This is a genomic window from Thermodesulfovibrio sp. 3907-1M, assembly GCF_040450955.1.
In the GTDB taxonomy this organism is placed as follows: domain Bacteria; phylum Nitrospirota; class Thermodesulfovibrionia; order Thermodesulfovibrionales; family Thermodesulfovibrionaceae; genus Thermodesulfovibrio; species Thermodesulfovibrio autotrophicus.
Map to the genome: position 1 here is coordinate 594,585 of NZ_CP144373.1, position 16,111 is coordinate 610,695.

15 protein-coding genes are annotated in these 16,111 nt (G+C 34.8%); 2 read left to right on the plus strand and 13 right to left on the minus strand.

Annotated elements, in window-relative coordinates; all coding sequences use genetic code 11:
• The first annotated feature begins 2 nt into the window (after nt 1-2).
• A complete protein-coding gene (uvrA, locus tag V4D30_RS03100; RefSeq protein ID WP_353684786.1) occupies nt 3-2,504 on the plus strand; it encodes an excinuclease ABC subunit UvrA in 2,502 nt (833 codons plus the stop codon).
• The gene (locus tag V4D30_RS03105) at nt 2,501-3,436 is read left to right on the plus strand and encodes an RluA family pseudouridine synthase (protein ID WP_353684787.1); all 936 of its coding nucleotides are present in this window, start codon (nt 2,501-2,503) and stop codon (nt 3,434-3,436) included. The genes uvrA and V4D30_RS03105 overlap by 4 nt, the downstream gene beginning before the upstream one ends.
• Here V4D30_RS03105 and V4D30_RS03110 read toward each other — a convergent pair.
• The 13 genes from V4D30_RS03110 to rbcL form a co-directional block, all read right to left on the minus strand.
• Nucleotides 3,433-4,191, minus strand: a complete 759-nt coding sequence (locus V4D30_RS03110) for a hypothetical protein (protein ID WP_353684788.1) — start codon at nt 4,189-4,191, stop codon at nt 3,433-3,435. The two genes, V4D30_RS03105 and V4D30_RS03110, sit on opposite strands and share 4 nt — an antisense overlap.
• A 69-nt stretch (nt 4,192-4,260) precedes the next feature.
• A complete protein-coding gene (rpe, locus tag V4D30_RS03115; protein ID WP_353684789.1) occupies nt 4,261-4,917 on the minus strand; it encodes a ribulose-phosphate 3-epimerase in 657 nt (218 codons plus the stop codon).
• Nucleotides 4,883-5,875: an NAD(P)-binding domain-containing protein gene (locus V4D30_RS03120; protein WP_353684790.1), complete on the minus strand. Its 993-nt coding sequence runs from the start codon at nt 5,873-5,875 to the stop codon at nt 4,883-4,885. Before V4D30_RS03120 ends, rpe begins: the two co-directional genes overlap by 35 nt.
• A gap of 5 nt (nt 5,876-5,880) precedes the next feature.
• The gene (gene pyk / locus V4D30_RS03125; RefSeq protein WP_353684791.1) at nt 5,881-7,251 is read right to left on the minus strand and encodes a pyruvate kinase; all 1,371 of its coding nucleotides are present in this window, start codon (nt 7,249-7,251) and stop codon (nt 5,881-5,883) included.
• A gap of 1 nt (nt 7,252) precedes the next feature.
• Complete coding sequence (gene fbp, locus V4D30_RS03130; RefSeq protein WP_353684792.1) at nt 7,253-8,215, minus strand: class 1 fructose-bisphosphatase; 963 nt, start codon at nt 8,213-8,215, stop codon at nt 7,253-7,255.
• An 11-nt stretch (nt 8,216-8,226) separates the two neighbouring features.
• Nucleotides 8,227-9,525, minus strand: a complete 1,299-nt coding sequence (locus tag V4D30_RS03135) for a class II fructose-bisphosphate aldolase (protein WP_353684793.1) — start codon at nt 9,523-9,525, stop codon at nt 8,227-8,229.
• Nucleotides 9,522-9,968, minus strand: coding sequence for a ribose 5-phosphate isomerase B (rpiB, locus tag V4D30_RS03140; RefSeq protein WP_353684794.1), 447 nt, complete (start codon nt 9,966-9,968; stop codon nt 9,522-9,524). Before rpiB ends, V4D30_RS03135 begins: the two co-directional genes overlap by 4 nt.
• A gap of 10 nt (nt 9,969-9,978) precedes the next feature.
• A complete protein-coding gene (locus V4D30_RS03145) occupies nt 9,979-11,172 on the minus strand; it encodes a phosphoglycerate kinase (protein ID WP_353684795.1) in 1,194 nt (397 codons plus the stop codon).
• Between the two features lie 2 nt (nt 11,173-11,174).
• Nucleotides 11,175-12,176: a type I glyceraldehyde-3-phosphate dehydrogenase gene (gene gap / locus V4D30_RS03150; protein ID WP_353684796.1), complete on the minus strand. Its 1,002-nt coding sequence runs from the start codon at nt 12,174-12,176 to the stop codon at nt 11,175-11,177.
• The gene (locus V4D30_RS03155; RefSeq protein ID WP_353684797.1) at nt 12,173-13,114 is read right to left on the minus strand and encodes a transketolase family protein; all 942 of its coding nucleotides are present in this window, start codon (nt 13,112-13,114) and stop codon (nt 12,173-12,175) included. Before V4D30_RS03155 ends, gap begins: the two co-directional genes overlap by 4 nt.
• 14 nt (nt 13,115-13,128) lie before the next feature.
• Nucleotides 13,129-13,980 carry a transketolase gene (locus V4D30_RS03160; protein ID WP_353684798.1) on the minus strand — a complete coding sequence of 284 codons (852 nt, stop codon included), beginning with the start codon at nt 13,978-13,980 and terminating at the stop codon, nt 13,129-13,131.
• A gap of 2 nt (nt 13,981-13,982) precedes the next feature.
• Nucleotides 13,983-14,825, minus strand: coding sequence for a phosphoribulokinase (locus tag V4D30_RS03165; RefSeq protein ID WP_353684799.1), 843 nt, complete (start codon nt 14,823-14,825; stop codon nt 13,983-13,985).
• Nucleotides 14,822-16,099: a type III ribulose-bisphosphate carboxylase gene (gene rbcL / locus V4D30_RS03170; RefSeq protein WP_353684800.1), complete on the minus strand. Its 1,278-nt coding sequence runs from the start codon at nt 16,097-16,099 to the stop codon at nt 14,822-14,824. Before rbcL ends, V4D30_RS03165 begins: the two co-directional genes overlap by 4 nt.
• Nucleotides 16,100-16,111: the final 12 nt, after the last annotated feature.

The following is a 16,111-nucleotide window of genomic DNA, read 5'->3' on the forward strand; positions in this document are numbered from 1 at the left end:
AGATGCAGCAAAATATATTAATAAAAGGAGCGAGACAGCACAATCTTAAAAACATTGATTTAATCCTTCCAAGAAATAAAATTATAGTGATTACAGGTCCGTCCGGCTCAGGAAAATCATCACTTGCAATGGATACAATTTTTGCTGAAGCTCATAGAAGATATCTTCAAAGTCTTCCAGTAGAATTAAGAACCATTTTTGCTGAACTACAAAAGCCTGATGTTGACTTTATTGAAGGACTTTCTCCAGCAGTATCTGTTGAGCAGAAAACAATATCAAAAAGTCCTCGTTCAACAGTTGGAACCATAACTGAAATTTATGATTATTTGAGACTACTTTATGCAAAAATTGGAACTCCATATTGTCCAAAATGTGGAAGAGAATTAATTTCTCAAGATATAAATAAAATGACTGCCTCTGTCCTGAGCCTTCCAGAAGGAACAAAGATTCAGATTTTAGCTCCAGTTGTCATTGAAAAAAAAGGAGAACATAAAGAAATCATTGAAAGAGCAAGAGCTGAGGGATTTATAAGAGCAAGAATAGATGGAAAACTCATTGATTTAACACAGGAGATTTCCTTAAAGAAACATGTGAGACATACAATTGAGCTTGTTGTAGACAGAATCATTGTTAAAGAAAAATACAAAAATCAAATAAAAAGAGCATTGGAACTAGCAATGAAATATAATCAAACCGTTGTAGTAAACATTGTTGATGAAAACAAAGATGTTATATTTAGCAGCACTCTTGCCTGTCCAACCTGTGGCGTGAGTCTACCGGAAATTGACCCAAGACTTTTTTCTTTTAACAGTAAGTACGGTGCATGTCAAAGATGTAGAGGACTGGGCTATGAAAATATTGAAGATGAAGAAGAAGTAGATGTTTTAACTTTAATCCCCTGTAAACTTTGTGGAGGAACAAGACTCAGAGAGGAAGCCTTAGCAATAAAAATTAATGGAAAGAATATAGCAGAATTATTAGGAATTTCACTTGATGAATTAAAAAATTTTTTATCTGAATTGAAAGTATCTTCTAATGAAACTTTGATTGCGGAAAGAATACTTAAAGAAATTTTTATAAAACTTGAATTTCTTCAAAGAATCGGGGTTGCTTATTTAAGCCTGAATAGACCTGCTTTCAGTCTTTCAGGAGGAGAAGCTCAGAGAATAAGGCTTGCCACTCAGCTTGGTTCACATTTGAGTGGAGTTCTTTATATACTTGACGAACCGAGTATTGGGCTACATCCAAGAGATTGTTTAAAACTTATTGAATCTATGAAAGAGCTTTCATCAAGAGGAAATACCCTTATTGTTGTGGAGCATGATGAAAAAACAATAATGAATGCTGATTTAGTAGTAGAACTTGGACCTGGGGGTGGCAGGAATGGTGGTTATCTGATAGAGATATCATCTCCAAAAAAACTTATAGAAAGTAAAAATTCAATCACTGCTCAGTATTTAAGCGGTTCAAATAAAATTGCAGTTCCAGAACGAAGAAGAAAAGCGAATGAATTTATAAAAATTATAGGAGCAGAAGCCTATAATCTTAAAAATATTAATGTTAAAATTCCCCTTGGTGTATTTGTATGTGTTACAGGGGTTGCTGGTTCAGGCAAAAGCACATTAATATTTGAGATTTTATATAAAGCTCTGGCAAAAAAACTTTACAATGCTAATGTTTTACCTGGCAAATATAAAACAATTGAAGGTATTGAAAAGATAGACAAAGTTGTCTGTATTGATCAGTCTCCTATTGGAAGAACTTCTCGTTCCACACCAGCGACATATACTCAGGTTATGAATGAAATAAGAGAACTCTTTGCAATGTTACCTGATGCAAAAGTTAGGGGATATACAAAATCAAGATTCAGTTTTAATCTTTCAGGAGGCAGATGTGAAGCCTGTCAGGGAGATGGAGTAAAAAAGATAAAGATGCATCTACTTCCAGATGTATATGTTGTTTGTGACAGTTGTAAAGGGAAAAGATACAACGAGGAAACTCTTCAGATTAAATATAAAGGTAAAAGCATCAGCGACATTCTTGAAATGACAGTAAGCGAAGCACTTGAGTTTTTCTATCCTGTGCCAAAACTCAGACATAAGCTTCAGATAATGCAAGACATAGGACTTGGATATATAACTCTTGGACAGTCTGCTACAACTCTCTCAGGAGGAGAGGCTCAAAGAGTTAAACTTGCTAAGGAACTAAGCAAAAAACCAACAGGAAAAACTCTTTATATACTTGACGAACCCACAACAGGATTACATATGGTTGATATAGAAAGACTACTTAATATACTTCAGAGACTCGTTGAAAATGGAAATACTGTTATAGTGATAGAACACGATTTGGACATTATAAAATGTGCTGACTACATAATAGATCTTGGACCTGAAGGAGGTGCTCTTGGAGGCTATCTTGTAGCAGAAGGAACTCCTGAGGAGGTTGCTATGAATCCTGTATCCTACACTGGAAGATTTTTGAAAGAGAAATTATGGCTATGAATCTTACCTTTCAAATTGATAATATCAGTGAAGGTAAAAGACTTGATGTATTTGTCTCTGAAAAATTAAATCTCAGCAGAACAAAAGCTCAGGAAGCAATTGAAAAAGGATTTGTTAAAGTAAATAATTTTTTAAAATCAAAAAGTTATAAACTGAGACTTAATGATTTAGTGGAAGTTTGTAGCGAAATTTTCGCTGAAACACAAGAAAATAAAGAATTAATCCCGCAAAATATTCCAATTGATGTAATTTACAAAGATAATTATTTAATTGTGCTTTCAAAACCTGCTAATATGGTCGTTTATCCTTGTACAGGACATAAGGATGGAACTCTTTTGAATGCTTTGGCCTATCATGTAAAAAAACTTGCCAGTGCTGGTGCACCTTTAAGACCCGGAGTAGTTCACAGACTTGACAAAGATACTTCCGGAGTAATTGTCATTGCCCTTGATGATAAAGCCTATTATGGATTGGTAGAAGCTTTTAAAAGAAGGCAAGTCAATAAAGAATACATTGCTCTTGTAAGTGGAGAATTAAAGGGAAGTGGAAAGATCACTCTTCCAATCGGAAGAGCAGTTTATGACAGAAAAAAAATGTCAACAAGAACAAAAAAAGCAAAAGAAGCAATTACAGAGTGGGAAGTTCTTAGAAATTTTAAAAACTATACTCTTGTAAAAGTGAGAATAATTACTGGCAGAACTCATCAGATAAGAGTTCATTTTTCAGCAATTGGACATCCTGTTTTGGGTGATAGAGCATATGGAAGAAAAACATACATAGAGCTTGGCAAGAAAAAATTACCTATAACGAGGCAGATGCTTCATGCATGGAAAATTAAATTCACTCATCCAATAACAGGTGAGACTCTTCAATTTGAATCCCCTCTACCCAATGATATGATGGAAATTATTGACCTGATGGAGAGCAGTTAATAATCTGCTTTTATAATAAAAACTCCTTTTTCATCAGCTAATTTCTCTAAATCTTCTTTCGCTTCAGCAGTAACAACAGTAGGAATTACCTCTTCATGGAGAACCTGAGCTAATATTTGAGCTCTCTCAATTGCTCTTTGAATGTCATCTTCATGTAAACTATAAGAGACTTCTACTGCTAAAATTACTGATTTATGAGTGGATTTAATCTGTCCTTTTACAAGAAGGTCAAGATTTAATACACTATCTCTTTGCTCCTCAGTAATTAAACCTCTTTCTTCAGCATCATCAAGGATTGGGACAACTTCTTCAAATTGAACAAGCTTGGATTTTCTCAAAATTCTTCCAAAGAAAGAAAAATATCGTTCTTTAATTGTTCTTTCAAAATCCTTGCCCTTAAATCTTCCAAACTCTCCTTTCAAATAAGCCATGTCTTTTTTGAGCACAGCTACATCCTGTTTGAGCACAGCTACATCCTGTTTAAGCACAGCTACATCCTGTTTGAGCACAGCTACATCCTGTTTGAGCACAGCTACATCCTGTTTAAGAATTTCCACATCTTTTTCGATTTTATCCACTCTTTTGAGAAGGTCATCAAATTTTTTAGGAAGTTCAAGAAGTTCTGTGGTCAAAATAATCTTTCTCAACTCCTCCAGCCACTCAGGGTGACTTTTCAATGCCTGCAGAATATCTGCAAAAGTAAGTATTGGATATTCCCTCATTTCTTTTTCTATGTCTTTTTCAATGGCTTGCATATTAAAATTATAGCAAATTTTTAAGATAATTTTAATATGAAATGTGCAAACTGCGATTGTTTAAATAAATTAAGTTTTTAATTTTTCCTTAAGTTTTTCCATAAATTTTTTATAATCTTTTTCACTAAAGAAAGCTGAACCCATAACAAGAATGTCAGCTCCTGCTTTAACAATTTCTTTTGCGTTTTCAAGTTTTACCCCACCATCAACTTCTACTAACACTTGATATCCTTTTTTTAGAATCATTGATTTGGCTATTTTTATTTTATCTATAGAAGAAGGAATAAAATTTTGCCCTCCAAATCCTGGATTAACTGACATTATTAACAAAAGATCAATATCGTGAATTATCTCTTCTACTGTATTTAAAGGTGTTGCAGGATTTAATGAAACCCCTGCTTTAATACCCTGTTCTTTTATTTGCCAAACTGTTCTGTGCAAATGGATACAAGTCTCAACATGAACCGTAAGATAGTCAGCACCAGCCTTTACAAAATCCGAAATGTATTGTTCAGGATTTGTTATCATTAAATGGACATCAAGGGGAAGATGAGTCGTTTTTCTTACAGCCTCTACTATTAATGGTCCAATTGTTATATTTGGAACAAAATGACCATCCATTACATCAATATGAATCATATCTACTCCAGCTTTCTCAGCAAGCTTAATCTCTTCAGAAAGTCTTCCAAAATCAGCTGAAAGGATTGATGGTGCTATCATTACCACAGGATTCCTCCTTATCTAAGTATTTTTCAATAATTCTTTTAGTTGCCTTAAAAGCTGAATTAAAAGCATACATAATACTTCCACGACCTTTAGATATATCTCCAACTAAAAAAATTCTCTGAAGGTTGCTTTCTCCAAATTCATCAATTTTAGGTTTTCCATCAATAAGTTCTATTCCTATTTTTTGTAAAAACTCCTCAGGAGTGCTACCGCCAAGGCAATAAAAGATTTTTGAAAAAGTTTCTTCAGAACCGTCTTTAAATACTACTTTAATTTGGTCATCTGCAGGTTCCAGTCTTTCTATATCAGTTCCTAAAAGAAATCGTATTCTGTTTTTTCTTTTTTCAAGCTCTTTCAGGTTTTCTTCGTTTACTCTAAAAAGTTTTTCTCTTCTGTAAGAAAGAAAAACAAAGCAATTTTTAGAAAGAACACATGCAGTTTCAACTGCAGAATTTCCTCCTCCTACAACAAGTATTTTTTCATCTTTAGGAAGCTCTTTAGGGATCTTGAAAAATACTTTATTTTTGGCTTCTTCAGGAATTGGATAAGAAGGTTTACGCGGAGTATCAAATACTCCTATAGCCAATATTACTATGTAACTTTTAGCCACTATTAAGTCATTATGTTTTATCACATAAAAATCACTCAGTCTTTCTACTCCGTCAATTCTTTTATTAAACTTGATGGTGATTTCATAATCTTTTACATATTTACGCATTCTTTCAAGAAAAGCCTCTTTTGGTTCTGTTTGAAAGTCGCATATACCCTGGGCATCCAAGTCAATTCCTTTAAAAACTTTATCAACTCTTTTATGTGGAGGATAAAGGTTTCTTATTGTTGAGCAGATATCTTCACCTTTTTCAAAAATAATTAAATCATTAACTCCTTTTGCCTTTAATTCTACCGCTGCTGCCAGTCCTGCTGGACCAGCTCCTATTATACTTATAAATGTTTTCATAGATTTTATCCCATTTTGTGTAATTTAATAGTATTTGACTGACCGGATACAATTACTATCTTATCTGAAGCATTCGCAATCCCTGAATTTTTAAGATTATCTTCAATTTCTTTTAGAGAAAAATTTTTATTCCACATAGGAATTATTCCCCAGAAGAGAGAGAGTTTTCTGTAAGTTTTTTCTTTAATACTAAAAGCAATTACTGGCATTTGTGGCCTTAGTTTTGACAATACTCTTGTTGTTGATGCAAATTCGGTAAAAACAACAATTGCTTTTGCATTAATGTCCTGGGCAACTTTAACTGCACCAGAGGCTATAGCCTCAGCAAAAGAACTGCCAACTTTATAAAGAACAGGGATTCTGTGGGATAAATTTTTTTCTGTAAATTTTATAATTGCACTCATTGTTTTAACTGCTTCCACTGGATACCTTCCTGTGGCTGTTTCTGCAGAAAGCATTAATGCATCTGTTCCATCAAGAACAGCATTTGCAACATCAGTTGCCTCTGCACGGGTGGGTCTTGAGTGTTGCCTCATTGATTCCAGCATCTGCGTTGCGGTGATAACAATTTTACATTTCTGATTTGCAAGTTCTATTAATTTTTTCTGATAAACAGGAACTTCATGAATTGGGAGAGAAATGCCCAAATCTCCTCTTGCAACCATTATTCCATCAACAACATCAAGAATTTCTTCAATATTTTCAATCGCTTCTTTTCTTTCTATCTTTGCTATAATAGGAGGAAGGATTAAACCCTGGTCACTTGCCCATTGTTTTATTGATAGTAAATCGTTTTTATTTTTTACAAAAGAAATGGCAATATAATCCACATCAAAGTTAATGCCGAATAAGAGATCTGTTTTATCTTTATCGGTGAAACTTAAGCGGGCATTTAAATTGGGGAAATTAATTCCTTTTTTAGGTTTGAGAATTCCGCCTTCTTTCACCCCTGCTATAATTTTGTCATTAAGTTTTTTGATTATCTCAAGCCTTATCAATCCATCATCAATTAAAATTTCCTCACCTTCTTTGACTTCATGAATTAAATTTTTATAAGGCACAAAAAGAGTTTTTGAAGTAGATATCCCATGACCGGACAAAATTTCCACTGTTTCACCTTCAGTAAGTTCAATTTCTCCTCCATTTATATTATTTATTCTTAACTTACTGCCCTGAAGATCTTGAAGTATTGCAACAGGTTTACCGAGCTTGAATGATTCTTCTCTTATTGCAGTTATAATCTCAGAATAGTAAAAATGATCTCCATGAGAGAAATTAAGTCTCGCAACATCCATTCCTGCTTGAATCATTTGAGAAATTATCTCTCTTTTATCTGATGAAGGACCTATCGTGGCTACAATCTTTGTCTTCCTCATCTTAGCTATTTATAATCTCCATGCATTTTTTAACATCTTCTGAACTGCCCATAAATACAGGCACTCTTTGATGGAGAGCCTGTGGTTTAATATTCAAAATATCTTCTGTTCCATTAGTTGCTAATCCACCTGCTTGTTTCACTAAGAAAGCCATGGGAGCTGCTTCATAAAGAAGTCTTATTTTTGCCTTTGAACCAACTAATGGATAAGCAAATATCCCGCCTTTCATAATTGTTCTATGGATGTCTGTAACCATTGCTCCAGCCCATCTAAGAGTATATCCTTCTGTTTTAAAGAAATCTACACATTTTCTAATTCTTTCGTCCCATTTATTGTAATAAGATTCGTTAAATCCATAAATTTTGCCTTTCTCAGGAATTTTTATATCCGGATGAGAAAGTAAATAAGTCCCGACCATTGGATCAAGGGTGAAGCCATAAACACCGTTTCCAGTTGAATAAACAAGCATGGTTGATGTTCCATAAATAACATATCCAGCAGCAACTATTTTTTTACCTTCCTGTAAAAATGTTGATTCATCTGAAGAAGTCTTTCTCCATATTGAAAAAATTGTGCCCACTGATGTATTTGCATCAATTACAGAGGAACCATCAAGAGGGTCTATTGCTATAATATATTTCCCATCTTTGCCTTCTTCAGGAAACAGAGCATGTTCCATTTCTTCACTTGCGACGGCGTAAAAATCACCGCTTCCACTTAAGTGCTCTATAAGAACTCTGTTTGAAAGAGTATCTAATTTTTGAACTTCTTCTCCCTGCACATTTATTCTTCCTGTTTTTCCAATTACATCAACAAGTCCAGCCATTCTGATATAAGAGGAAATAATTTTTGTTGCATTTTCTATTGCCATCAAAGCATGGGAAAGCGTACCTGTAGCTTCAGGATGTTTTCTTTCTTCTTCAAGAATAAATCTGTTTAAATCTATTCCTTTTTTTATCTCCATTTTGACTCCTCCTAAAATTTTAAATTTACATTTACAGGATTTATGTATTCAGTGACGAGCTGTATTGAATTCTTCACTCTGAGTTTTTCAAATATCATGTCAAAAGTTTTTGAAAGCTCATCCATTATGGCGCTTTTAATATCATCTGAAAGGCTCCACCACTGTTTTTTGAAAGGACCAAATCCTTTTTTCCTTGTTTTATATATAAATTGCTCATATGTCATATCCTGTTTCCATTCTTCTTTACATTTTTCTTGAAGGTAGTTATAAATCTCATTTTTTAACCAATCTGGTGCCAGTTCATACATTAAATTTTGAAATCCTGTGGCAAGATGGATTTCAGATGTATAAGATTCAGGAAATTTATCAAATAACTCCATTGGCAAAGTGGATGCTCCATGCTGAACAGCACCGCTCAATCCATATTTTTTTTGAGCTACACTTCCAATTGACTTTAAAACATTAAAATCTAACTTGACCTGAGCCAGTGTTCCATCTTTTAAAGGAATTCCGCCATGAGCTGTTCCTGTTTGAACACTAATTTTTGAAATACCTTTCTTGGAATTTAGATTTTTTAAATAACCTTCCATAAAGGCTTCAAACTCTTCAACTGTGGAGTTCTTGCCACCAATGTGACCTATTTCTCCTCCTACGCTAATCATTATTTCGTCCGGTTGTAACTGTCTTATGTAATCTGTAAGCATAGCTGTAATAGTAAAGTTTTTCTTCTGTTGCTCCTGCAGACTTTTCTTTGAGTAATCAACCATTGTAGAAGCATCTATATCTATATTGAAAAAACCAGCATCTATTGATTCTTTTATTAAATCTTTAACAGCATTAATTTCGTTTTCAGGATTTTTCTCAAAATTTTTCTTGTTAATCTGAAAATGATCTCCCTGCAGAAATACTGGATAGTGAAATCCTTCCTGTAAAGCTGCAGCAATTATGTTTACAGTATACTCTGAAGGTCTTTGATAAGTATATCCAATTTCTGAACGGGCAATTTCAAATATAATTAATCCAGTATTATTTTTCTTTGCCGACCTAAAAATAGCTCTTGCTGCATAATATGTAAGCCCTCTTATGTTTATAGCAGGAACTGTAATACTGCCTATATCTCCTCTTCCCATTGCTTCATAAATGTTCTGAATTGATGAAGGAATTACGCCATGCTGAAGTCCCTTTAAATATATTAATTCTTTTGCTTTTTTTCTAACTTCCTCATGGGATGAAAAGACAGCACTCCAGATTAAATTGTCTACATCATTAAAGTCAAGTTCTTCAATGGTTTGCGCAATTTTGTTTCTCATATTTTACCCTCCTCAATTTCTAATATTTGATTAACTCTTCTATGATGCCTTCCACCTTCAAATTGAGTTAAAAGAAAGACATCAACAATTCTTTTTGCCGTATCTTTTTCTGTAAATCTTCCTGCAAGAGCAATCATATTTGCATCATTGTGTTGTCTTGCGAGTCTACAAAGTTCAGGAGTATAAACAAGAGCACATCTTATTCCTTTTATTTTGTTTGCTACAATTGAAGCTCCAATTCCTGAACCGCACATTACAATCCCTCTTTCACATTCTCCATTAGCTACTGCCCGAGCAGCCTTTAAAATAAACAAAGGATAATCAACAGAGTCCTCACTATAACATCCAAAATCAGTTACGTTATACCCTGATTGGAGGAGATAGCTTTTAATCTCTTCTTTTAAAGAAAATGCTGCGTGATCTGTTGCCATTGCTATTTTCACAGCTACCTCCTTACTCAATATCAGAAATTGCTTCAAGTGCGGGTAACTGACAACCTTCTAAAAATTTCAAAAAAGCTCCACCACCAGTTGAAACATGGTCAAAATGGGAGATTAAATTTGAAGAATTTAAAACCTCAGCAGTATCTCCTCCTCCGCATATTTTTATTCCCTTAGACATAGCAATTGCCATGGCTATACTTTTTGAACCCCATGAGAATTTGGGAATTTCATATATTCCCATAGGTCCATTCCATAAAATTGTATTTGCAGAATTTATTTCTTTTTTGTAAGTCTCAAATGTTTTCGGTCCTATATCCACAACATGCATGTCCGGAGGAATATCTTTTCTGGAAACATATCTCGTTTCTGTATTTTCACTAATTGTTTTTGCTACCATAACATCCTCTGGAAGAAAAATTTTACATCCGTTCTGCTCTGCTTTTTTCATTATTGCGTTTGCTGTTGTAATAGCATCTTTTTCATAAAAAGATTGTCCTACCTCATATCCCATTGCTTTAAAAAAAGTACAGGCCATTGCTCCACCAATACAAATTGTTTGTGCCTTTTCAAGAAGCCTTTCAAAAAGTTTTATTTTGTCAGAAACCTTTTTACCCCCGAGAATAAATAAAAATGGCTTTTTTGCCTGTTCTATTAATCTGTTTATAGTATTTATTTCCTTTTCAGTTAAAAATCCAAGCATTGAAGGTAAAAATTTAGGTACAGAAACTATACTGGCATGCTTTCTGTGAGCAGCACCGAAGGCTTCAAAAATGTAGATATCTGCAAGTGAAGCTAAAAATTTTGCAAACTCCTCATCATTACTCATTTCTCCTGGATGAAATCTTAAGTTTTGCAAAAGTAAAACCTCTCCATCTCTTAATAATTTAAGGATATCTTTAACTTCATCACCCCATGAAGGAACAAAGTGAACTCTGAAAGGCGAATTTTTTGATAAATATTTTTTAACATTGCATAAAGAGTATTTAGTTTCCTTATTCTTAGGTCTTCCCATATGAGAGGCAACAATTACCTTTGCACCTGCACCAACAAGATAACCAATTGTTGGTAAAGTGGCTCTTATCCGCATATCTCCAATTAACTCTCCCTTTTCATTGATAGGATCGTTTAAGTCTGCCCGCACAAAAACCTTTTTTCCTTTTAATTTGTAAACGGAATAATTTGAAAGACAGGGTTTTTTACACATTTTTAACCCCCTTTTGCTAAAAATTTTATTAAATCTACAATTCTAAAAGAATAACCATATTCATTGTCATACCATGAAAATATTTTGTAAATATCACCGGTTTTGGAACTCAAAAGTCCATCAACAATTGAAGAATATTTCATTCCAATTATATCTGTAGAAACTACAGGTTCCTCAGTATACTTAAGCACATTTTTCAAAGAATTGTTCTCATAATAAATGAATTTTTCTTTTATTTCCTCTAAAGAAGGATTTTTCTGGAGTCTTACAGAGAAATCAACAATTGAACCAGTTGGAACGGGAACTCTTATTGATGTTGCTGATATTTTTCCTTCCAGATGAGGGAATATGTAACTTAATGCTTTACCTACTCCAGTAGATGTAGGTACAATATTCAAAGCTGCGGCTCTTGCCCTGCGCATGTCTTTCTTATGAGTTCCATCTAAAAGTCTTTGATCCGATGTATATGCATGAACAGTTGTGATGAAACCGTCTAAAATTTCAAATTCTTCCAGCACCTTACAGACAGGAGCAACACAATTTGTAGTACATGACGCTGCTGATATAATCCTGTGTTCTGGCTTAATTATATCGTGATTTATTCCATAGACAACCATTATATCAGCTTCAGTGCTTGGAGCTGTAATAATAACTCTTTTAGCACCTGCTTCAATGTGTTTGTAAGCATCCTCTTTTTTCTTAAATTTCCCTGTAGCTTCAACGACAAGGTCAATTTCAAGTTCTTTCCACGGAAGCTTTGTTAAATCTTGCCTTTCCTCAATGATTTTAATTTTTTTGCCACTTACCATTATAAAGTCAGAGTCATATGAAACCTCTTTATTAAATTCTCCATATACTGAATCATGTTTAAGAAGATAAGCGAGCATTTCAGTGTTTTTTGAACTATTAACAGCCACTAAATCAATATTTCCAGGGTTTTCATCAAAAAAAATTCTTGTTACCAATCTTCCTATCCTTCCAAACCCATTAATAGCAACCCTCATACTCTGCCTCCTTTCAAATTTAATACGATTTGAACAATATCATCAGATGTAAGTCCATAAACTTTAAGAAGTTCTTCAGGCTTTCCCGATTGACCAAATTGATCTTTAACCCCAATTTTTCTTACAGGACATGGATACTCTTCGGAAATAACAGCACATACTGCATCACCAAGACCTCCTATCACGCTATGTTCTTCTGCAGTTACAACGCATCCTGTCTTCATTACAGAATTCAGTAATGTTTCCCTGTCAATTGGCTTTACTGTGCTCATGTTAATTATTTCAGCACTTATACCATGAGAAAGGAGTTTTTCTGCAGCTGCCATAGCTTCATATACCATCGTTCCACAGGCTACTATGGTAACATCTGAACCTTCTCTCAATACACAGGCTTTACCGATTTTAAATGTATAATCCTCAGGCAAAACTTGAGGAGTTGGAGCTCTGCTGAGTCTCAGATACACAGGACCAAAGTGTCTTGCTGCTGCAATCGTTGCCTGATAAGCTTCTGTACTGTCTGCAGGAACAATTACAGTCATGCCTGGAATTGCTTTCATTATTGATATGTCATCAATAGATTGATGGCTTGCTCCGTCTTCACCGACTGTTATTCCAGCATGACTTGCAGCAATTTTCACATTCAGTTCAGGATAAGCAATGCTCTGAAAAATTTGATTTAAAGCCCTTTGAGTGGCGAATATGGCAAAGGTAGAGGCAAACACAATAAATCCGCATGTAGCAAGACCTGCTGCCATGCCAATCATGTTTGCTTCAGCAACTCCTGCATTGAAAAATCTTTCAGGAAACTCTTTTGCAAATTTTACAGTATACGTTGATTTGGATAAATCAGCATCCAGGACAACAACATTCGGATTATTTTTTCCCAAGTCTACAAGAGCTAAACCATAAGCCTGTCTTGTAGCTATTCTATTTTGCATTATTAAACCTCCTTTTAAACTAACTCACAAACTTTTTCTTCAAGTTCTTCCAGAGCCTTCTCAGCTTCTTCATGTTTTGGAGCTTTACCATGCCAGTCAACATTGTTTTCCATGAAGGAAACGCCTTTACCTTTGACAGTATTAGCAATAATTGCAAGAGGTTTTGATATGTATGGAATTATCTGAAATGCTGGAATTATTTCACCAAAATCATGTCCATTCACCTCAACAGTCATCCAGCCAAAAGCTTTCCATTTTTCAACAAATGGTTCAAGAGACATAACATCTTCTGTATTTCCATCAATTTGAAGTCTATTTCTATCAACAATTGCAATTAAGTTATTAAGCTTATAATGTGATGCAGCCATTGCAGCTTCCCATACCTGTCCTTCCTGACATTCTCCATCTCCTAACAGGACAAAAACACGATATCCAAGCTTTTGAATTTTTGCACCTAACGCCATTCCCACTCCTACTGAAAGACCCTGTCCAAGAGAGCCTGTTGATATTTCAATCCCGGGAACTTTTTTCATATCAGGATGTCCCTGAAGTGGAGAGCCAAATTTTCTTAAACTATTAAGCCATTCCTTCGGAATAAATCCGAATTCAGCTAAAGTAGCATAAAGTGCCGGAGCAGCATGCCCTTTTGAAAGAATAAATCTGTCTCTATCCATATCTTCTGGATAATCTGGATTAAGTCTTAAAACTTTAAAGTAAAGAGCTGTTAAAATCTCAACACAGGAAAGACTTCCTCCAGGATGTCCACTACCTGCCTGAGAAATCATTTTAATGATGCTTTTTCTTATTCTTAAAGCTATTGATTGCAGCTCTGTGTAATTTGAAACTAACTCAAATGTTTCAAACATTTTTACACCTCCTTTTGATCTTTTAAGTTTCTTATTTGTTTAAGAATGGTTGCAATTAAAACAGCTGCGAGCATATATGGTTCAAGCTGTTTTTCTTTTATTTTGAAGGAACTATCAATCTTAAATGTTTTCTTTGCTTCCTCAATTGTAAATGCATGAGTTATTTCATAAACATTCCACTTCTTGCCTCCATACCACTCTGTTACAGCATTCCAAGACTCTGGTTCATTTAAAAGATTTTTAAACCATTGAGTATTTGTAGAATCGTTCCACTGAACAGCTATACAGTTATCAGAATGCAGTTTTAATTTTAGTAAAATATCAGCATACTGAGATTGGGGTTCAACAAAGTTTCTTATATCCTTCTGCCTTTCTCTTATTTCTTCAATTACCTTTTCAGCAAAATATCCTCTTTCTACAACATCTCTCTGAATCTTCCATATTATTTTTAGTTCAAGATCGGTATCATAGTAAATCTTTAAATCATACATAGCAGCAAGCACACTAAAATAAAAAGTGTGCAATCCTTCACATATAATATAGGATACAGGAAATACCCATTCAGGCTCACCGAATTTACCAGTTGAGTGATCATAAACAGGTTTTAAAATTTTTTTACCCTGTTTAAGATGCCACATGTGTTCTATAGCCAGCCCAAGATTGTTTGCACGAGGATGAAGCGGCGTTATTTTTACAGCTTTTCTTTCTTGCCTGTCTAAGGAGTGATAATCATCAAAACATATTTCTTTTACATCTTTTTCTCCCAGTAAATTAGCCAGAGTCTTAACAAATGTGCTTTTTCCGCTTCCGCTGTCTCCTGCAATTCCTACTAAAACAGGCTTCATTTTATCACCACTCCCTTCCATTTTTCTAAGGCTCTTGCCAGCTCTTTACTTTTCTTTGCTGCTTCTTCCAGAGTTTTACCCTTAACTGCTGCTTCCACAGCATCTCTTACAGCTTTTGCTCCTGCCCGAGTTCCGTCAGGATGTCCATGGACTCCTCCACCAAACTGAAGCACAGCATCAATTCCAAATATGCTGACAAGGTCAGGAATGTGTCCTGGATGAAGTCCTCCGGAAGCAACTGAAAAAACAGGTTTTATATTTCCCCAGCTCTGTGGAGGTAAAGGAGCATTAAGAGTATGCTTAGAATTGCCAAGAGCTTCATGACAAATCATTACATCAGCTCTGTCGCCTTCCATTTTCCCGACCACTGTGCCTATATGAAGCTGGTCAACTCCTGCAAGCCTTGAAAGCTTTGCTAAAACAAGCATATGAATTCCATGATTTTTAGGACGCGCAAAACTTGCATACATTGCTCTGTGAGCATGAATTATTAATCCTGTGTTTCTGTTTCTAACGGATTGCAATCCTGAAAATCCTGCTGTTACAATGTCAATCATCGCATAAGTTCCACCATTTTTCTTCACAAACTCAGCCCTTCTCAGCATTTCTTCAGTAGGAGCAGTTATATTGGGTAAATAAGCTTTCTTTTCTCCTGTTTCCTTTTCTGCTTTTTGGACTGCTTCCAAACACCTTAATACTCTTTCTTCAAAGTTTGAGAAAACCTGATGTGTAAGATTTTCATCATCCTTTACAAGATCAAGTCCTCCAGCAAGAGAGTTGTAAACAACTTCTGCCTGTTCTCTTGGTGAAAGCCCGAGCTTTGGTTTCACAATTGTTCCGATGAGAGGTCTATGTTTTATATTTAAAATTTCTCTTACTCCCTTAACTCCAAAAGCAGGACCTGGAAGCTGCGTTGTAAAATTAGATGTTACTCTTATATCAAGTAATCTTAAAGCTTTAACCGCTTTCATACCAAAAACATTTCCTGCAACACTACTTAAAAATTGAGGAATGTTATTTGGCTCAAAAAGTGCTTCAGGATATGCTATATAAACAACATTGTCTTCTATTGCATAAACCTTTGCTCTTAATTCATCCCATATGCTTTGTCTCATTGTGGCAAGGTCAGTCCATGTGCCAATTGAACTTTCTGAAGCAACAGCTCCTGCTGCTTCTTCTACAGTTACGTTTTCTGCTGGTTCAACGTAGAATGCAGCCAAAACATCATTTTCTCTTGGAATATATCCAATTTCTAAGAAATCAACATACTTCATTTTCATCGCTCT